The sequence below is a fragment of the Cupriavidus sp. 05L310 genome (assembly GCF_056398185.1).
In genome coordinates this window covers 120,471-139,231 of sequence record NZ_JBFTOX010000018.1, presented here as the reverse complement: position 1 = coordinate 139,231, position 18,761 = coordinate 120,471, and the positions used below count along the sequence as shown (strand labels likewise).

Here is an 18,761-nt window from a genome sequence, read left to right as displayed (position 1 = left end):
GTCATGGGGCCCTTTACGAAATGGGCAATCAGCTCCTCGGGAATGGTCGGCAGCTCACGGTCGGCAGCCTGACTGGTCTTCGTTTTACGTGGCATGACATGCTCCTTAGCGACATGTTATGCCCTAAACACAAAATTCCTGACAGGCCCGTTGGGTACAACAACCAACACCGCCCAAACCAATTCCCAATCCCGCAAAAAGAGCCAACGGTTGCGTTCCTCCTAACCCCCCCACCGTCACTTCCCCTTGTAACTAGGAAAAAACAACTGCTCCCCCTCCACCTTGTAAGCCGCAATAGCATCCTGCCCCTCCTTGGAGGTAACCCACTCCACCAGCTTCATCGCATCCGCATAGTTGGTCCCCGGATGCTTAACTGGATTAACAGCAATCACCCCATATGGGTTGAACATTTTCGGATCGCCCTCCAGCAAAATGGCCAGCCCCGTCTTGGCGCGATACGCGCCATAGGTGGCCCGGTCCGACAGGGTATATCCCGGCATCTGCGCCGCCATGGTCAACACCTCCCCCATCCCGAGCCCCGCACTCACATACCACGGCTGCCCCTTGGGCTCGATGCCGGCCTGCTTCCAGTAATCCTTCTCCATCACGTCGGTGCCGGAATTATCGCCACGCGAGATGAACTTGCTGCCGGCCGCAGGAATCTTCTTGAAGCCCGCGATAACGTCTTTCTCGCCCTTCAGCCTGGCCGGGTCGCCGGCAGGCCCAACCACGATGAAGTCGTTGTACATCACGTCGCGGCGATTAACCCCGTAGCCCGCGGCCATGAATTCGTCTTCCATCTTGCGCGCGTGCACCAGCAGCACATCGACGTCGCCCATCTCGCCCATCTTCATCGCCTTGCCCGACCCCACCGCGATCACCTTCACCGTGACGCCGCTCTTTTGCTCGAACTTCGGCAGCAGGAATTTGAGCAGGCCCGAGTTCTCGGTGCTGGTGGTGGTAGCCAGCTTGAGTTCGCCGGCGAGCGCGCCAGTGGCGCCGCTCAGCGTGACCAGGCAAACCAAGCCCAGGGAAGCGGCGGTACGGCCAGAGATGTGATGAAAAAGGCAAGAGATGGTTGAGCCCGGCATGGTCGCTCCGTGTCTTATGTTTTTAGAAACAGAATTGCCACCAACTCACAGGATCGGTGAGAATGCGGCGAATACCGTGGAAATCAAGGCATTCGATTGTCGATGAGCCACATCTCTAAAGTAAATATGAAAAGCGTTTCATATGACATTCCGCTTTGATCTGTTTCCGGTAGTGGCCGTGGATGACAATCCACGCTCCAACGGCAAGGTGTTCCAGCTGCTCAAGGCCGTGCGCGAGACCGGCTCCCTGCATCGCGCGGCACGCGAGATCGGGCTGTCCTACCGGCATGCCTGGGGCGTGATGCGGTCGTGGGAGGAGATGCTCGGGCGCAGCATGCTGGACATGGAGCGTGGCCGGGGTGCCACGCTGACGCTGTTCGGCGAGCGTTTGCTGCGCGCGGAAGGGCGCCTGCGTGAATCCATCGATCCGATCGTGCAGAAGGCGATGGTGGATTTCCTGGCGGATCTCGACGATGCCGCCCAGCCGCAGACCCGCATCCGTTTTTCCGGCAGCCACGACCCCGCCATGGAGGTCCTGGCGGACGCGCTGCATGACGAGCCGGGCGGCCTGCAGCTCGATACTGTGTTCTGCGGCAGCGTGGAGGGCCTGATCTGCCTGCAGGAGCGGCAGTCCGAGGTGGCCGGCTTCTACGTTTCGCCGATCCAGACCGCCGGCTCGGTGGCGCATGTGACGCTGCGCAAATGGCTGCGTCCGGCTGCCGTGCGCTTGATCCGGCTCGCCTGGCGCGAGCAGGGCCTGATCGTGACGCCCGGCCTGGCGCGCCAGATCCGCGACCTGCGCGACCTGGCCCGTACCCGGGCGCGCTTCGTCAACCGGCAGCGCAGTTCGGGCACGCGCATGCTGTTCGACCAGTTGCTGGCCACCCACGGCCTCTTTCCGGACCAGATCGTCGGTTACGAAACCCCCGAATTCAGCAACGAAAAAGTGGCTGAAGCGGTGCATGCCGGCAGCGCCGAGGTGGGGTTCGGCCTGCGCATGAATGCCGAGGCCCATGGGCTGGCCTTCGTGCCGCTGACGCGCGAGGCGTACTACCTGGCGCTGCGCAAGAACGACCAGATCGCGCCTTGGGCGCACGCGCTGCTGGCGCGGATGGCGGATCCTGCCTTCGCGCGCCGTATCGAGGCCTTGCCGGGCTACACCATGGCCGAGCCCGATGGCATCCTGACGCCCCAGCAGGCACTCCCCTGGTACGGCCCCGACGGCAAGGAAGGCAGCTGACGCCGGTGCCGGGCCAGGGCCGGTTTCCGGCCGCTTGCGTGCCCGCGTATTAAACTGCAGTCATGGGCGGGGCTACATGCCGGCCGCCCTGACCCTGCAAGGAGTGCCATGCTAGAAACGGCCGCGTTGGCTGCGGGCTTGTCCTGGACCAGCGGATTTCGCCTCTACCTGGCCGTCTTCACGGCCGGCGCGCTGGGCCGCGCCGGCTGGCTGCACCTGCCACCCGGCCTGCAGGCGCTTGAGTCGTGGTGGGTGATCGCGCTGGCCGCGGTGCTGGCCCTGGCCGAATTCGTGGCCGACAAGGTACCCGGCTTCGATTCCTTCTGGGACACCATCCAGACCTTTATCCGCATTCCCGCCGGTGCGATCCTGGCCGCCGCGGCGTTCGGACAGCTTGATCCGCAGTGGATGGTCGCCGCCGGGCTGGTGGGCGGCACCCTGGCCGGTACCGCCCACGCTGCCAAGGCCGGCACGCGCGCGCTGATCAATGTATCCCCGGAACCGTTTTCGAACTGGGCTGCCTCACTTAGCGAAGATGTAGCCGCCAGCAGCGGATTGCTGCTGGCGTTTTTCCTGCCGGTGGTCTTCCTGGTGGTGCTGGCGCTGTTGTTGCTGGTGGCGGTGTGGCTGCTGCCCAAGCTGTGGCGCGGCGTGCGCCGCTTGCGCGATGCCCTGGCCAAGCGTGCGCCGGCCACTGCGCCGGCCGGGCGCCAGCCCAGGCACTAGTGCCGCCATAATCTGGCCCTGATCCGGTTGGCGAGTGTCCGCCAGCCATCCGCCGTCAGCATGGCGAGGCGCCCGGACCTGCTGTTTTGCCGCTTGCTGTTTTGCCGATATCTCCCGATATCATCGATACCCGCGCGGCCTGCCCGGCAGGCCGCCATGATGCTCGTGCACGGACAAGAGATAACTGATCCATGTCTTCAGAACCCGCTTCCCGGACTGTTCCCGCCATCGCCGCCGCCATGCCGTCCGGCGCCAGCCCGGCGCGCTTCTCGCCCTGGCGCCAGGCGCTGCGCATGGCGCGGCGCGACTGGCGCGCCGGCGAACTGAACCTGTTGCTTTTCGCGCTGGTGCTGGCCGTCGCGGCGCTCAGCAGCGTGGGCTTCCTGGCCGACCGCATGCGGCTCGGGCTGGAGCGCGATGCGCGCCAGATGATCGCCTCCGATGTGCTGATCGTGTCCGACCAGCCGTTCGATGCCGTCTTCGCCGGCCACGCCGCCCAGGCGGGCCTGGTCACGACGCAGACCGTCACCTTTCCCAGCATGGCGAGCGCGCGCGCGCCGGCCAAGGCAGCCGCGCAGGGCACGGCCGGCGCGGTGCCAGCGGAGGCCGCTTCGCAACTGGCCGCGCTCAAGGCCGTTGGCACCGGTTACCCGCTGCGCGGGCAGGTCAAGGTGGCGGGTGAGCGTGGCGGGCCGGATGCGCCAGCCACCGGCATTCCTGCGGCAGGCACGGTCTGGGTGGACGAGGCCTTGCTCGATTCGCTCGGCGTGGCCTTGGGCGACACCATCCAGTTGGGCAGTCGCGGTTTTCGCATCGAACGCATCATCACGCAGGAACTGGACCGCGGTGCCGGCTTCATGAACTTCGCGCCGCGTGTGATGCTGCCGCTGTCGGACCTGGAGTCCACCGGGCTGGTCGGCTGGGGCAGCCGGGTCACATACCGCCTGCTGGTAGCCGGCCCCGACGCCGCCGCGCAGGCCTATCAGCAGTGGGCAGTCGCCGAGATCGACAAGCGCGCGCTGCGCAACACCCGTGTCGAGTCGCTCGAATCCGGCCAGCCGCAAATGCGCGCCACGCTGGATCGTGCCGAACGCTTCCTGTCGCTGGTGGCGGTGCTCTCGTCGATGATCGCGGCGGTGGCGATCGCCATGTCGGCGCGCCGCTATATGCAGCGCCATACCGACGCCTGCGCGGTTTACAAGTGCATGGGCCTGTCGCGCCGCGAGATCCTGCTGGCCTTCGGGCTGGAGTTCCTGCTGCTGGGCATCGGCGGCGCGGCCGCCGGCGTGGCGCTGGGTTACCTGGCGCACTACGGGCTGCTGCTCTCGCTGGGCAACCTGCTTACCGTGACGTTGCCGCAGCCCTCGGTCCTGCCGGCCGTGGTGGGCTTGCTGGCGGGCATCGTCCTGCTGGCTGGCTTTGCGCTGCCGCCGCTGCTGGCGCTGACCGGGGTGCCGCCGCTGCGTGTCCTGCGACGCGACATCGGCGCGCCGCCTGTGTCGACCTGGATCGCCTACGGGCTGGGCCTTGGCGCCTTCGTGGCGCTGCTGCTGGTGGCCGCCCGCGATCTCAAGCTGGGGCTGACCACCGCCGGCGGCTTCGTGGCCGCGGGCGCCGTGTTCGCCTTGCTGGCCCTTGGCTTGCTGATCTTGCTGGCCCGGCTGATGCGCGGCGGCCGCCTGGCGCGCGGCAGCGTGGGCTGGCGCTTCGCGCTGGCGGTGCTGGAGCGCCGCCGCGGCGTCACGGTGCTGCAGACGGTCGCGCTGGCGGTGGGCCTGATGGCGCTGCTGCTGCTTGGCATGACGCGCAACGACCTGATCTCCTCATGGCGCAACGCCACGCCGGCGGACGCGCCCAACCGTTTCATCATCAATATCCAGCCCGACCAGCGCGCGCCCCTGACCGGCATGCTGCAGCACGCCGGCATCGACGACCTGCTGTACCCGATGGTGCGCGGACGCCTGACGCATATCGCCGGCCAGCCGGTGCGCGCCGAGCGCTTCCCGGATGGCCGTGCCCGCAACCTGGTCGAGCGCGAGTTCAACCTGTCCTATACCGACGCGCTGCCGGCTGGCAACCGCGTGGTGGCGGGCAACTGGCTCGGCGGCGGCAAGGCCGGGGCCTCGGTGGAGGAGGGCATCGCCAAGACGCTGGGGATCCGGCTGGGTGATACCTTGCGCTTCGATGTGGCCGGGCAGTCGGTGGAGGCGCCGGTGACGTCGCTGCGTAAGCTGGACTGGGGCTCGATGCGGGTGAACTTCTTTGTCATCCTGCCGCCCGCCGCCATGCAGGGCATGCCGCAGACCTACATCACCGCCTTCCACCTGCCGGCCCGGCAGGCCGCGCTGGGCAACCAGCTGGTGGCGGCATTCCCGAACATTACGGTGGTCAACACCGACCTGATCCTGCGCCAGATCCAGGACGTGCTCGACCAAGTTATCGCGGCAGTGGAGTTCCTGTTTGTATTCACGCTGGCGGCCGGTGTCACCGTGCTCTACGCGGCGCTGTCCGGCGCGCGCGACGAGCGCAAGCGCGATGCCGGGCTGCTCAAGGCGCTGGGCGCGTCCGCGGCGATGGTGCGGCAGACCCAGTACGCCGAGTTTCTGGTGGTGGGTGGCCTGGCGGGCCTGCTGGCCAGCCTGGGCGCGATTGCCGTGGGCTGGGGGTTGTCGCAGTTCGTATTCGATTTCCCGTTCCGCTTCAATGGCTGGATCGTGCCCGCCGGCGTGTTTTCTGGCATGCTGTGCGCTTTCGCGGGCGGCTGGCTGGGTTTGCGCGAGGTGCTGCGGCAGCCTGCGCTGGCCACGCTGCGCGAAGCCTGAGCGGTTTCCGCGCCGCTCGTGCAGCCCGTGCCTCAAGAATTCCCGAGTGTCTTATGAGTACCGAATCCAAACCTGAAGAATCCGCCGCCACCGAAGTCACCGCCTATGCGCTGATCGGCGGCGAGGCGCGCGTGCGTGAACTCGTCGATCGTTTCTACGACCTGATGGATCTCGAAGCCGAGTTCAAGGGGCTCCGTTCCATGCATCCCGCCTCCCTGGATGGCTCGCGGGACAAGCTGTTCTGGTTCCTGTGCGGCTGGCTGGGCGGCCCCAATCACTTTATCGAGCGCTTTGGCCACCCGCGCTTGCGCGCGCGCCATATGCCGTTCGAGATCGGCACCAGCGAGCGCGACCAGTGGATGCGCTGCATGGCGCTGGCCATGCAGGACGTGGGCCTGCCCGAAGACTTGCAACTGCGCCTGATGCAGGCCTTCTTCGGTACCGCCGACTGGATGCGCAATGTACCGCGTTGACGGCAATGCGCCATCGATCGGGCTATCCGCCAATACGCCATGACCAATACGAATCTCGACGCTGTCACTGACTTGCCCACCGACGCCGGGCGCGTGCTTGATTTCTGGTTTGGCGCGGCCGGCTCGCCAGAGTGGAACAGTTCGCGCGCGCAGTGGTTCACCAAGTCCGATGACTTCGACGCCACCATGCGCGCAGCCTTCCTGCCGCTGTGGGAAGCGACGCACGCCGGCGCCCATGCCGGCTGGGTGCAAACTCCCGAGGGTGCCTGCGCGCGCATCGTGGTGCTGGACCAAGTACCGCGCAACGTCTTTCGCCGCGATCCGCGCAGCTTCGCCTCTGACGCGCAGGCGTTGGCGACGGCCCGCCAGATGGTGGTGAGCGGCGCCGATCGCCTGCTGCCAACGCCATTCCATCGCATGTTCTGCTATATGCCGTTCGAGCACTCCGAAGCGCTTGCCGACCAGGACATCGCCGTGCAGCTGATGACAACGCTGCGCGAGGAGAGCGAGGGCAGGGTGGACGTGGTCGAGTGGGCGATCAGGCACCGTGCGGTGATCGGGCGCTTCGGACGCTTTCCGCATCGCAATGCAGTGCTGGGGCGGCGGGATACGGAGGAAGAGAGCGCTTTCCTGAGGGGGCCGGGCTCATCGTTCTGATAGAGACCGTACAACGCCATTGTGCTGGCCAAAAGCCCCTTTTTTATAAAAGATTGACGACTAACTTTTCTTGGGAAAAATCTGATTATTGGCGCGAAAATTCTCCGTCGAAACGCCCCGCAGGCACGGCTGTCGCATGCCGGGCAAGAGCAATCTTTCCGATGGGAGTCGGATGCATCGTTCTGAGCGGACCCGGACGATGCTACTGCCCCGGCTTCAAGACCAGCCGCACCAACTCGATCCAGTACGCAGCGCCCAGCGGCAGGATCTCGTCATTGAAATCGTAGTACGGGTTATGCAGTGGCGGGTTGTCCCCCTCTCGCGCGGCGCCGAGGAACACATACGCGCCCGGACATTGCTCCAGCATATAGGCGAAATCTTCCGATCCCGTGCGCGGCAGGCAGTTCGTATCGACGCGCGGCGCACCCACCACCCGGCGCGCCGCGCTGGCCGCCATCTCCATCTCCCGCTCCGTGTTCACACAGGCAGGATAGCCCGCGAAATAACGCAGTTCGATCTTCGCCCCCGAGGCCATGGCGATGCCTTCGCAGACCGCGCGCATGCGTGCCTCGGCCCTGGCGCGCGTGGACGCCCGGAACGAGCGGCAGGTGCCGCGCAGCACTACCTGCTCGGGAATCACGTTCCAGGTGTCGCCACCGTGGATCTGCGTGACGCTGACGATCAGCGAATCCACCGCGCTGACATTGCGGCTGACGATGGCCTGTAGCGCCGCCACCAGTTGCGACGAGACCACGATGGGATCGATACCCGCCTCGGGCTGTGCCGCGTGGGAGCCTTTGCCGACGATGGCGATCTCGAAGGTATCGGAGTTGGACGTCATCGTCCCGGTCCGCGTGGAGAACGTCCCCAGTGGCAGGTTGGGCGAGTTGTGCAGTGCGAACACCGCGTCGCAGGGAAACTGCTCGAACAGGCCAGCCTCCACCATGACCCGCCCGCCCCCCTCGTTTTCTTCCGCCGGCTGGAAGATGAAATGCACGGTGCCGCTGAAGCCCTCGTCCTGCGACAGGTAGTGCGCAGCGCCCAGCAGCATGGCCGTATGGCCGTCATGGCCGCAGCCATGCATCTTGCCGTGGATTGCGGAGCGATGCGGCGCATCGCCAAGCTCATGCATATCGAGGGCGTCAAGATCGGCGCGCAGGCCGATAGTGGGGCCGGTGCCGCGCCGCAAGGTGCCGACCACGCCGGTTCCGGCCAGCCCCTGATGCACTTCCAGGCCCATGTTCGCCAGCGCTTGCGCGGCCAGCCGCGAGGTGCGGTGCTCGGTGAACGCGGTTTCGGGGTGCGTGTGAATATCGTGCCGCCACGCCCGCATCCGGGCCAGCAGTTCCTCAGGTAGTGGGCCCGAAAGCGGGGCCAGGGTCGGGGGCGTGAGGGTCATGATGCGGCGTCTCCGGCAAAAGTGAGGGAAAAGTGAGGGAAAACGCCGATTCTCAGTCTTGCCGACCGTTGGAACCATGACAATCGAATACCCGGAACGTTGTGCCGCATGCAACGATACTTGCCTGTGCAAAAGAGGCGGCGCCAGCCGCCCGCGAGGAGTGAATGTTGGAAGACGTATTGGATCGCAGGCGCGCTCTGTGCCTGCTGCAGATCATCGAGACCGGCAGCGTGCGCGGCGCGGCCGAGGTGCTGGGACTGGATCCGTCGGTTGTGAGCCGCGCGGTCGCCAAACTGGAGAAGGATGCCGGCCTGACGCTGCTGGAGCGCTGTGGCCGTGGCGTGGTCGCCACCGATGCCGGGCACATGATGGCGCTCTTTGCGCGGCGCCAGCAGGACCTGCAGGACACCTTCCTGGCGGAGGTGAATAACCTGAAGAACGCGCGCGGCGGGCATGTGAACCTGGTGTTTGGCGAGGGCTTTGTTGACCTGCTGCTGGAACCGGTGCTGCAGGGCTTCATGCGCAAATATCCCCAGGTGACCTACGGCATGCAGGTGGCGGGCACCGATGACACCGTGCGCGCCATCGTGGACGACGTAGCGCATATCGGCTTCGCTTTCCAGCCGCCCAACGACGTGCGCCTGCGCTCGCACTTCTCGCGCGCCTCGCCGATCCGGGTGCACGTGCGCCGCGACCATCCGCTGGCGAAGTCGCGCAAGGCGCTGAAGCTTTCCGACCTTGCCCCGCATGCCGGCGCCACGCTGGTGGAGTCGTTCGGCGTGCGCAAGCATATCCAGGCCGCCGAGCTGGACGAGCACATCAGCCTCAAGCCGATGCTGGTCACCAATTCCTTCAAGGTGCTGTGGGAGTTCGCTGCGCTCGGGCTTGGCTTTATCATGACGCCGCGCTCGGTGCCGCTCAAGGGCGCACAGTTCAAGCAACTGGTCTCGTTGCCCCTGGCCAATCCCATCCTCAACAACAGCCGCAACCACATCATTACGCGCGCCGGGCGCCATCTCTCGCCCGCGGCGAGCAATATGCTGCGCCATGTGGTGAAGGACTTTCCGGAGGTCTGATGCGGACGGCGTGCTTCGGGAATCGTTGCGTTGCGTGCAACGATTTCACCCTCTCTTTGTCATTGCTGCGGCCAGAATGCCATTGCTAGACTGGCGGCGCCGGATTGGCTAGGGCCGCCGTGCACAAAAACTAAAAAGCCAGAGACAAAGATGGAGGGAACGATGAACAGCTTGATGCCCGGCAGCGGATGGAACCGGCAAGGGGCGCGCGGTGCGATGCGATGGCTGGCGGCCGTGCTCGGCATGGCGTGCATCGCCTTGCCGGCACTCGCCGAGGGCCCTGCCTATCCCACGCTCAAGCCGGTATCCCTGGTGGTGCCATATCCTGCCGGCGGCGCGAGCGACGTTTCCGCGCGCATCTTCAGCGAACCCATCAGCCGGGCGCTTGGCCAACAGGTACTGGTCGAGAATGTGGCGGGCGGCACCGGCGTGCTGGGCGCCATGCGCGTGCTGAACAGCCCGCCGGACGGCTACGCCATGCTGCATGGCTCCGCCAACGAAGTCATCCTGACGCCGCTGCTGAACGCGTCCGCCAAATACAAGCCCGAGGACTTCCGGCTGGTGCAGCCCATCACCGAGGCCACCATCGTGCTCCTGGTGCGCGGTGACCTGCCGGCCAGGACACTGGATGAATTCGTCGAATTGGCACGCAAGCCGGGCGCCAAGCCGCTCACGTATGGCAGCGTTGGCGTTGGCTCGCTTTACCACGTGCTGACGGAATATATGGGCCAGCGCACCGGCGCGAAATTCCTGCACGTGCCCTACAAGGGCGCCGCGCCCGCGCTGCAGGACCTGGCCGGTGGCCAGGTCGACTTCGCGGTGCTGCCCTATCAGGTCAGCATGGATGCCATGGCCAAGCAGGGCCGGATCAAGGTGGTGAGCAGTTTTTCCAAGACGCTGCCCGCGCAGTTGCGGCATATCCCGACCCTGCGGGACAGCAAGCTGCTGTCGGATTTCGAGTACGTGATCGGTGGCGGCTATTACGTGCGTAAAGGCACGCCCGACGACGTGGTGCGCAAGCTGCGCCTGGCTATCGGCCAGGCGCTGGCCCAGCCGGAGCTGCGGGCCCGGCTGGAGTCGGAAGGGCGCACGGTGATGCGCTCGGGCAGTGAACAGGAGGCCGAGGCTTGGCAGGCAGCGCAGCTGAGCCGCTATCGCGGCATGGTGAATGCGCTTGGCCTCAAGCCGATGTAGTCCCCGGCGGCCGGAGTCCGGCCGCCGGGAGCATCATCAGGTCTCCTCGCGCTTCTCCTGCCACTTGTCCACCAGCAAGCGCGGCGCGTTGGCGAGCTTGTCGAGGATGCCTTCGGGCGTAGGCGCCACATGCAGCAGGTCATTGTGGACCTGCTTCAGGAAGCCTTCGTCCACGGCGTGTTGCATGAAGCCGAGCATGCTGTCGTAGAAGCCCGCCACATTGAGCAGCCCCACCGGCTTGGCGTGATAGCCCAGCTGCAGCCAGGTGAAGGTCTCGAACAGTTCCTCGAAGGTGCCGACACCGCCAGGCATGGCGATAAAGGCATCGGCGCGGTCGGCCATCATCTGCTTGCGCTCGTGCATGTTGCGCACCACGTGCAGCTCGGTCAGGCCGCGGTGGCCGACTTCCTTTTGCATCAGCGCATCGGGAATGATGCCGATCGCGGTGCCGCCGTGTGCCAGCACGGCATCGGCCACGATACCCATCAGCCCGACCTTGCCCCCGCCGTAGACCAGCGCCAGGCCACGCTCGGCCAGGAGCTTGCCCATGTTGCGCGCCGCGGCGGCGTATTCGGGGCGGTTGCCGGGGCTGGAGCCGCAATAGATACAAACGGACTTCACTTTTTCTCCTTTGCTGTTTGTGCCGCCTTGGCGGCGGCGTATTCCTGGGCCAGCACGTCGAACGCCTGGCGGGCCTTGCCGCGCAGGTAAGGGGCGAGGATCGAGAAGATGTGATAACTCGCGCCGTGCAGGTAGCCGCGAATCTGTTCGGGATCGTTGTACTGGCGCGGATGCTGGACGAACTGGAATGACAGCCAGTAAGTGGCTACCACTACCATATTGGTACAGATGGCATCGACCTGCTCGGGCGTGGCTTCCATCTCGCCGTCTTCCTGGAACTGCCGGCAGATCTCCATCGCAAAGCGCTTTTTCTGCTCGACGATGCGCTTGAAGTTGGTCTCAAGCATGCGGTTGCGCGCCAGCAGGTCGTTGATGTCGCGGTAGAGGAAGCGGTAAGTCCACATGAACTCCGCCATGTACTGCAGGTAGCCCCAGCTCTCGTCCAGCGTGGCCTTGCGGTCGTTGGGCATCTTGAGGCGGCGCTCCATCTCCTGCTCGAACAGCACGAAGATGGAGTTGATGATGTCGTCCTTGTTGCGGAAGTGATAGTAGAGATTGCCGGGGCTGATCTCCATGGCTTCCGCGATGGTCGTGGTCGTGACGTTGGGCTCGCCAAGTTCGTTGAACAGGCGGAGGGAGACGTCTAGGATGCGGTCCCGGGTGCGGCGGGGGCCGGTTTGCTGTTTGGGTTCCATGGGCGACCGGGCGAGCGGCAATTCGGTAAGTTGAAGGCGATTATAAGCAATCACCGTTTGCCGCAATGCCGTATCGTCCACGGACGCCCTGTCTGGCGTCCGAATCGCCCACCCTCAGGCTGCCAGCGCCCGCAGCCAGTCCACCACGATCGGTCCGGCAATGGCGAGCCAGGTGCCGCCGCACAGCACCAGCGCCAGCATCACCGCGGCGCTGCCGAAGTCCTTGGCGCGCTTGGACAGGCTGTGGCGCTCCAGCGAGATGCGATCGACCGCGGCTTCCACGCTGGAGTTGAGCAACTCCACAATGAGCACGAGCAGCAAGGTGCCCAGCAGCAGGATGCGCTCGACAATGCCGACTGGCAGCAGCAGGGCGCAGGGAGTCAGGATGGCCACCAGCGTCAGTTCCTGGCGGAATGCGCTCTCTTCCAGCACCGCATAGCGCAGGCCGGACAGCGAATTGATGCCGGCATGCCAGGCCCGTGCCAGGCCGCGATTGCCTTTGTGGGGATTCTGCTCAATCGTGTAGTCGTTGTTCGGCGAGTCCTGGGCTGGCGCCGAGGTCTGGGGCGCTGGCGGGCGGTGCGGGTCGGACGGCGGGCGATGCGGAGTCGGCATGTTCGGAAGTGGTACGTGCGGCGTTGCCGTTCAGCGCCGCGCGCACGGCCGGCAGTGGCTGCAGGTGAGTCAGGAACTGCTCGGAGGCGGCACGCCACGAGAACCGCTCGGCATGGGCGCGGGCGGTGGCACGGTCGATGCGCAGCGCCTCCAGGCAAGCTTCGCGCAAGTCTTCGTGCATCACCCCGGCGCCGCTGTCGCCAAGCACATCGATCGGCCCGGTCACCGGATAGGCGGCCACCGGCAGGCCGCTGGCCAGCGCTTCGAGCAAGACCAGCCCGAACGTATCGGTGCGGCTGGGGAATACGAAGACGTCGGCTGAAGCATACACCTTGGCCAGTTCCTGCTGGCTCAGCACCCCGAGGTAGCTGGCACCCGGATAGCGCGCACGTAGCGACGCCAGTGCCGGCCCGTCGCCGACCACCCACTTGGAGCCCGGCAGGTCCAGCGCGAGAAAGGCCTCGACGTTTTTTTCCACGGCGACGCGGCCCACATAGAGAAAGATCGGGTGCGCCGTGTTGAGCACGTTGACCTGCTGCGCGGTGAACACATCCAGGTCGACGCCGCGGGTCCACAGTACGCCGTGCGTGATGCCGAATCTGCGCAGGTCCTGCAACACCACGGGTGTCGGTGCCATCACCGCGCGCGCCGGGCCGTGGAACCAGCGCAGGAAGCGATAAGTCCACGCCAGCGGGATGCCGAAGCGCGCCTGCACGTACTCGGGGAAGCGCGTGTGGTATGCCGTGGTGAAGGGCAGCCGCTCACGGATCGCATGGCGGCGCGCCGCCAGCCCCAGTGGTCCCTCGGTGGCAATGTGCAGGGCGTCCGGCGCGAAGGACCGGATACGCTCCCTGACCTTGGCGCCGGCAAAAAGGGACAGCGCGATCTCGGGATAGGTCGGGCAAGGAATGGTGCGGAATTCCTGCGGGGTGATCAGTTCCACCGTGTGTCCCATCGCGATCAGCTCGCGGCGGGTGGACTTGAGTGTGCGCACCACGCCATTGACCTGCGGCTCCCAGGCATCGGTGACGATCAGGATCTTCATGCGTGCTCCTTGCGGCCGGGCCGCGTGGGTGACGGGCCCCGGCGGCGCCAGGGCGATCAAGTTGATTGGCGAGCGCATCGAGCCGCGTCAGGCCGTGGCGGTGGCGCGGCGGCTGGCCGTGGCCGGTGCATCGAGCAGGGTGGTCCAGTAGACGATCTGCAGCTCGCCGTCCTGGGTTTCCACCAGGGCGGACAGGCTCTCCACCCAGTCGCCGTCGTTGCAGTAGAGCTGGCCGTCCACCTCGCGGATCTCGGCCTTGTGGATATGGCCACACACCACGCCGTCGCAACCGCGCCGGCGCGCTTCGTCCACCATCGCCTGCTCGAACGAGTTGATGTAATTCACCGCGTTCTTGACCTGGTGCTTCAGGTATTGCGACAGCGACCAGTACGGGAAGCCGAGACGGGCACGGATGCGGTTGAAGTGGCGATTGATGGCCAGGATCAGCGTGTAGAGCGAGTCGCCCAGGTAGGCCAGCCAGCGCGCGTGCTGCACCACGCCATCGAACAGGTCGCCATGCACCACCCACAGCCTGCGGCCGGCGGCGGTGACGTGGATGGCGTCTTCGCGCACCGTGATGTCGCCGAAGGCGAGGCCGTCGAACTGGCGCGCCACCTCATCGTGGTTGCCTGGCACGTAGATCACCTCGGTGCCCTTGCGCGCCTTGCGCAGCAGCTTCTGCACCACGTCGTTGTGGCTTTGCGGCCAGTACCAGCCGCGGCGCAATTGCCAGCCGTCGATGATGTCGCCGACCAGGTAGAGCTGGTCCGATTCATTGTGCTTGAGGAAGTCGAGCAGGTAGTCGGCCTGGCAGCCGGGCGTGCCGAGATGGATGTCCGACAGCCAGATGGCACGGTAATGGCGGATCGGGTGGGAAGGGTGCGGGGTTTGGACTGTGGTGTCCGGCGGGGCGGCGGGGGCGGGAGAGGTGGCGGTACGCGCGGGAGGCCGTTGCTGCAAGGTACTGCCCGGTGGCATGAATGCGGCCAGCGCGGCGGGCAGGGATTGAGACTCGGCGGTGCGGCTGCCCAGCAGATACATGGCCTTGGCCAGACGTCCGCAGGCAGAACGAAGAGCTTGAACCATGGTGGCCCCGGTAGCGACGATGGCTGCATTGGGCCAGCAGCGCGTGACGGAGCAGTGACGGAAACATGAACGTCATATGACCGTTGCGAGGATGCCATGCGCGATGAGGGACGCTGCGTGCCGGGCTTGGGCTTCAAAAAACCAGCGCCGTACAAGAAACGGCGACAGCCCTTGGCTGCAAAGGCCAACAGTGCCGAAATCGAAACCCGGCAACGTCCGCCGGCGGCTCAGGCCGCCGGCGCCACCGCCGACAACTGCGCAAGCGCGCGCAACACGGCCTGCGTGGCCTGCGGGTGCCGCAACAGGCTGACATGGCCGATGGCGGCCAGGGGAACGTGATGGGCGCCTTCCAGCCAGGATGTGCCGGCCGGGCCCGCGATGGAGTCGTGCCAGCTGAAGATCGACACCAGCGCGGCGCGCTGGCGGGGCGTTTCCCGCGCCGCCAGCGCGCGCAGCCAGGCGCTGCCGCAGCGCATCTGGCGCGCGTTGAAACCGCCGCCGTAGCGGGCCAGCGCGCAGCCGTGGTGCGGGGTGCCCAGCGTGACGATGCCGCGGCACGGCGGCGGCGCCCCCCTGCCGGCCAGCGCGGCACGCGCGGCCAGGCCGCCCATGCTGTGGCAGAGCAGCAGCGGAGGCTGGCCGGTGGTGGCGGCGATGCGTGCCATGGCGGCGCTTACTTCGAGGGCATAGTGATCGATGTCGCCGAAGACCGGGTCCAGGTCGATCGCCTCGCAGTGATAGCCGGCCTCCGCAAGGGCGGGCTGCATATCGAGCCAGACCGCGTGGTTGCAGCCGTAGCCGTGCACCAGCAGCAGCGGCGGACGCGAACTCGGCGCATTGGCCGGGCGCAGGCGCCGGTGCGAACAGAATGGCTGCAGCCAGTTGAACATGCGGAACACAGCGGCGTATTCGCGCAAGTAGCAGGCCAGCGCCCGCGGCAGCGTCAACGGCGACGGCCGGGTGTCCAGCAAGGCGTGCGGGAGCGGCGGGCGGGTCTCGGCGGGCTCGCCGATGCCGCGCAGGGAAATGGCAAAGGCGCCGGCGACGGCCAGCCCCAGCACCGCCAGCACCACGCCGATGCCGGCCAGCAGGGCTGGGGCAAGGGACCAGTCATACCAGTCATGGAGTGCGGTGGCGCAGCCCAGTGCTGCGGCGGCCTGCAATGCCACCGCGGTGCGGCGCAAGGCGGCGGCCGACAGGTTCATGGCTTGGGCGGGCGCAGGTCGGTCAGGCGGGTGCGGGCGAGGCGGTCGTGCAGGAACTGCCGCCTGGGGTCCAGCCAGGCCAGCAGGATCCAGAGCAGCAGTCCGGCGCACAGCACGCCGATGAAGGGGCCCTTGACGAGGCCGAGGAAGTGGCCGGCCGCCGCCGAAGGTGGCAGCCACAGCCATGCCAGCAGGTAGCGCAGCGCCGCCTGCGGCCAGCGCGGGGGCGTTCCCGCGGCCGTCTCCACGCGCATGCGCCAGGTCTGCATGGCCAGGGTCTGGCCGTTGCGCTGCCAGAACCAGACGAAATAGCAGCCCAGCACCAGGAAGCTCCAGCATTGCATGGTGAAGCGGCCATCCAGGCCCAGTTGCTGCAGCCCAGGGCGCGCCAGCAGGTAGAGCCCGGTAGAGGCGCTCAGCACGCCGAACAGCAACACGCCCTCGTACAGCATGCAGGCGATGCGGCGGCGGATCGTCGGCGCCTGGCCCGGCCCCACGGGGCTGGCTGGCGCGGCGGATGCAGCCGGCTTGGCGTTGGACTTGGGCGTGGTGACGGCAGGCATGGCGATCAGACGGGAAAACGGCGGGGTCCGGCGCCGGCTCGGCGGTGATGCCTGAGCGGGCAGCGCGCCGCCTGGTAAATAAGGCTGCCGGATGATGGGATCCGGGGGGATCCCATGACTCCCAAGTCATTCGCGGCAGCGGCGTCCACGGCGAGCCGGGCGGCGAAGCAGGGCCGCCAGGCTGGAAACAAGCGCGGCTGGGGCAGCACAAGCGGCATTATGCCAAAAGCCGGGATCGTCAGGGTATGGCAGTACGGGCAGCGCTACCGCAGGTTCTCAGCGGCGCACCGGCTCGTCGGGGCTGGCGGCACTGCTGGCGGCGGCTTCGGTGGCGGCCTCGCGCGGGGTGTCCGTCGCCGGGGCCGCGGCGACCGCCGTCGGGGTGGATTGGGGCTCAGGCGCCGGTGGGGCGGCTTTGGGTGCCGGCGTGCGCCTGGCGTTCGAGGTGGCGCCGGCCGGCGCCTTCTTTTCCAGGTGCAATTGCCGCGTGGTCTCGGCGGGCAGCCGCTTGCCCGAAGGCAGTGCGCTGACTGCGCCCGGACGGCGCGGCACCTTCTCGGCCGCCGCCAGGTTCTTCTTCTGCTCTTCCGGCAACTGCTGGTACTTGTCCCAGGCTTCGGCCTTCTTCTGGGCCGGCACCGAACGCGTGATCTGGTAGTTTTCGCGGGCCAGGCGGCGTTGCTGGGGTGTCATCTTGACCCATTCGGTCATGCGCGTCTGCAGGCGTGCCTGTTCGGCGGGCGAAAACTTTGGATAGCGCTCTGCGATCTGCAGCCATTTCCGCCTGTTCAACTCGGGGAAGGTGTTCCACTCCCCGGCCAGCGGCTCCAGAACGCGCTGCTGCACGGGGTTGAGTTCCTCCCAGGCCGGATGGGCGTTTGCGACGGCGGCGGCAGCGGGCGCGCGGCCACCCTGTGCGTGGCACGTAAGCGGCCCCAGGTACAAAGTGACGGCGGCAGCCATCCCGGCCAGCAGCAAGGCTGCCAGCCGCCGGCGCGGTGCGTCGGGGTTGAGGTGGGCGCTGGTCATGTTACTGGCCGCGCTTCAGGAACACGTGGAAGCCTTGGTCGGCATAGGCTGTGGGCGGGAGATCGTCGAGCAGCATGGCGGCATCCACATCCGCGAGCTCATCGACGCGCTGCTGCTGCTGCCAGTGGTAAATGCCGATCAGTCCGGCGGCCAGGGCCACCAGCGTCCACACCAGTCCGAGGCGGCGCAGCCATGCGCCTGCGCGATGCAGCGGCGAGTCATCCTCGTCGAAGGAGACCATGTGCATCCCGGCCGTGGCCAGTTGCGGCGCGGCAACGGCGGCCTGCGCCTTCTTGCGGGACAGCGCTATCCGCCGCGCGGCGGCGAGCCGGTCGGTCACATTGTCGGGCAGCGTATTCGCCGAGGCATCCAGTGCCGTGCGAATCTCGTGTGCCAGGCGGCGTTCGTTGATTTCTTTTTCGTTTCTCGTGCTCATAGTCGGACCCCCCGCGCTCGCAATGCCTGCGCCAGTGTGTGCGTGGCACGGGAACAGTGCGTCTTGACGCTGCCTTCGGAGCATCCCATGACAGCAGCCGTTTCCGCGACGTCCATATCCTCCCAGTAACGCATCAGGAAGGCTTCGCGTTGACGTGCCGGCAAGCGCTGGATCTCCTGTTCGATGATGTGCATGGTCTGGGCGCGCTCGACCTTGTCGGCGCTGCTCTCGGCGGATTCGGTGCCGATCTCGGCCTCGAAAGTGTCGAGCAGGTCATTATCCTCGCCTTCGCGGTCGTCGCGCAGGTTGGAGAACAGCGTGACCCAGGTATTGCGCACTTTCTGGCGGCGGAACCAGTCGTGGATGGTGTTTTGCAGTATGCGCTGGAACAGCGGCGCGAGTTCCGCGGCGTTCTTGTCGCCATATTTTTCGGCGAGCTTGATCATCGCGTCCTGGACAATGTCCAGGGCGGCTTCGTCGTCGCGCACCGCAAACACGGCCTGCTTGAAGGCGCGCCGCTCGACGCTGGCGAGAAAGTCGGATAGTTCCTGATCGGTAGCCATGCAGGCGGGGTACAGACGGTGGGGCCTTGGCCGACGGATGTGCAGGAAACGGCTTCTTGCACGTCCAAAATGGTGGGATGCTAGCAAATAACCCCCCCTGTGACCATCCTTGTTCTCTCTTGTGGTCATTCAGGCGCGGGGTAGGTAGTGGGTAGCGCGTTCCCGAATCTTGCGCGAAGCCCCCGGGATGAAAAAAGCCCGTAGACCAGCCTGATCCAATACAGT

The 18,761-nt window shown here is 66.4% G+C and carries 19 protein-coding genes; 7 read left to right on the top strand and 12 right to left on the bottom strand.

Annotated features, from left to right (window positions below; translation table 11 throughout):
• Positions 1 to 236 precede the first annotated feature (236 nt).
• Positions 237 to 1,091 (bottom strand): ABC transporter substrate-binding protein, encoded by an 855-nt coding sequence (locus AC1DS6_RS15570; RefSeq protein ID WP_441628064.1) that lies wholly within the window; start codon positions 1,089 to 1,091, stop codon positions 237 to 239.
• Between the two features lie 142 nt (positions 1,092 to 1,233).
• Here AC1DS6_RS15570 and AC1DS6_RS15565 point away from each other — a divergent pair, with 142 nt between their 5' ends.
• The 5 genes from AC1DS6_RS15565 (at position 1,234) to AC1DS6_RS15545 (ending at position 7,009) form a co-directional block, all read left to right on the top strand.
• Positions 1,234 to 2,331: a substrate-binding domain-containing protein gene (locus AC1DS6_RS15565; protein ID WP_441628062.1), complete on the top strand. Its 1,098-nt coding sequence runs from the start codon at positions 1,234 to 1,236 to the stop codon at positions 2,329 to 2,331.
• 108 nt (positions 2,332 to 2,439) lie between these two features.
• Complete coding sequence (locus AC1DS6_RS15560) at positions 2,440 to 3,057, top strand: DUF4126 domain-containing protein (protein WP_441628060.1); 618 nt, start codon at positions 2,440 to 2,442, stop codon at positions 3,055 to 3,057.
• Positions 3,058 to 3,248: 191 nt separating this feature from the next.
• On the top strand, positions 3,249 to 5,879 hold the full coding sequence (locus AC1DS6_RS15555; protein ID WP_477102674.1) for an ABC transporter permease: 2,631 nt from the start codon (positions 3,249 to 3,251) through the stop codon (positions 5,877 to 5,879).
• Positions 5,880 to 5,932: 53 nt separating this feature from the next.
• Positions 5,933 to 6,352, top strand: coding sequence for a group II truncated hemoglobin (locus AC1DS6_RS15550; protein WP_441628056.1), 420 nt, complete (start codon positions 5,933 to 5,935; stop codon positions 6,350 to 6,352).
• 39 nt (positions 6,353 to 6,391) lie between these two features.
• Positions 6,392 to 7,009, top strand: a complete 618-nt coding sequence (locus AC1DS6_RS15545) for a DUF924 family protein (protein ID WP_441628054.1) — start codon at positions 6,392 to 6,394, stop codon at positions 7,007 to 7,009.
• Between the two features lie 202 nt (positions 7,010 to 7,211).
• Here AC1DS6_RS15545 and AC1DS6_RS15540 read toward each other — a convergent pair whose 3' ends face one another.
• Entirely contained in the window at positions 7,212 to 8,408 is a 1,197-nt protein-coding gene (locus AC1DS6_RS15540; protein ID WP_441628052.1) for a M20 aminoacylase family protein, read from the bottom strand.
• Between the two features lie 167 nt (positions 8,409 to 8,575).
• Between AC1DS6_RS15540 and AC1DS6_RS15535 the strand changes: the two genes are divergently transcribed.
• Entirely contained in the window at positions 8,576 to 9,484 is a 909-nt protein-coding gene (locus AC1DS6_RS15535) for a LysR family transcriptional regulator (protein ID WP_441628178.1), read from the top strand.
• Between the two features lie 162 nt (positions 9,485 to 9,646).
• Entirely contained in the window at positions 9,647 to 10,678 is a 1,032-nt protein-coding gene (locus tag AC1DS6_RS15530; protein ID WP_441628050.1) for a Bug family tripartite tricarboxylate transporter substrate binding protein, read from the top strand.
• A 36-nt stretch (positions 10,679 to 10,714) separates the two neighbouring features.
• Here AC1DS6_RS15530 and AC1DS6_RS15525 read toward each other — a convergent pair whose 3' ends face one another.
• The 10 genes from AC1DS6_RS15525 to AC1DS6_RS15480 form a co-directional block, all read right to left on the bottom strand.
• Complete coding sequence (locus AC1DS6_RS15525; RefSeq protein ID WP_441628048.1) at positions 10,715 to 11,299, bottom strand: LOG family protein; 585 nt, start codon at positions 11,297 to 11,299, stop codon at positions 10,715 to 10,717.
• Complete coding sequence (locus tag AC1DS6_RS15520; protein WP_441628046.1) at positions 11,296 to 11,994, bottom strand: TetR/AcrR family transcriptional regulator; 699 nt, start codon at positions 11,992 to 11,994, stop codon at positions 11,296 to 11,298. The genes AC1DS6_RS15525 and AC1DS6_RS15520 overlap by 4 nt, the downstream gene beginning before the upstream one ends.
• Before the next feature lie 114 nt (positions 11,995 to 12,108).
• The gene (locus AC1DS6_RS15515) at positions 12,109 to 12,609 is read right to left on the bottom strand and encodes a diacylglycerol kinase (RefSeq protein ID WP_441628044.1); all 501 of its coding nucleotides are present in this window, start codon (positions 12,607 to 12,609) and stop codon (positions 12,109 to 12,111) included.
• Positions 12,509 to 13,654, bottom strand: a complete 1,146-nt coding sequence (locus AC1DS6_RS15510; protein ID WP_441628042.1) for a glycosyltransferase family 4 protein — start codon at positions 13,652 to 13,654, stop codon at positions 12,509 to 12,511. Before AC1DS6_RS15510 ends, AC1DS6_RS15515 begins: the two co-directional genes overlap by 101 nt.
• An 87-nt stretch (positions 13,655 to 13,741) precedes the next feature.
• Entirely contained in the window at positions 13,742 to 14,632 is an 891-nt protein-coding gene (locus AC1DS6_RS15505) for a UDP-2,3-diacylglucosamine diphosphatase (RefSeq protein WP_441628176.1), read from the bottom strand.
• Positions 14,633 to 14,967: 335 nt separating this feature from the next.
• A complete protein-coding gene (locus tag AC1DS6_RS15500; protein WP_477102673.1) occupies positions 14,968 to 15,945 on the bottom strand; it encodes an esterase/lipase family protein in 978 nt (325 codons plus the stop codon).
• The gene (locus AC1DS6_RS15495) at positions 15,942 to 16,508 is read right to left on the bottom strand and encodes an RDD family protein (protein ID WP_045238162.1); all 567 of its coding nucleotides are present in this window, start codon (positions 16,506 to 16,508) and stop codon (positions 15,942 to 15,944) included. Before AC1DS6_RS15495 ends, AC1DS6_RS15500 begins: the two co-directional genes overlap by 4 nt.
• Positions 16,509 to 16,784: 276 nt before the next feature.
• A complete protein-coding gene (locus AC1DS6_RS15490) occupies positions 16,785 to 17,537 on the bottom strand; it encodes a DUF3106 domain-containing protein (protein ID WP_441630169.1) in 753 nt (250 codons plus the stop codon).
• A 1-nt stretch (position 17,538) separates the two neighbouring features.
• Complete coding sequence (locus AC1DS6_RS15485; RefSeq protein WP_441630167.1) at positions 17,539 to 17,973, bottom strand: DUF3619 family protein; 435 nt, start codon at positions 17,971 to 17,973, stop codon at positions 17,539 to 17,541.
• Complete coding sequence (locus AC1DS6_RS15480; protein ID WP_035868751.1) at positions 17,970 to 18,536, bottom strand: RNA polymerase sigma factor; 567 nt, start codon at positions 18,534 to 18,536, stop codon at positions 17,970 to 17,972. Before AC1DS6_RS15480 ends, AC1DS6_RS15485 begins: the two co-directional genes overlap by 4 nt.
• Positions 18,537 to 18,761 lie beyond the last annotated feature (225 nt).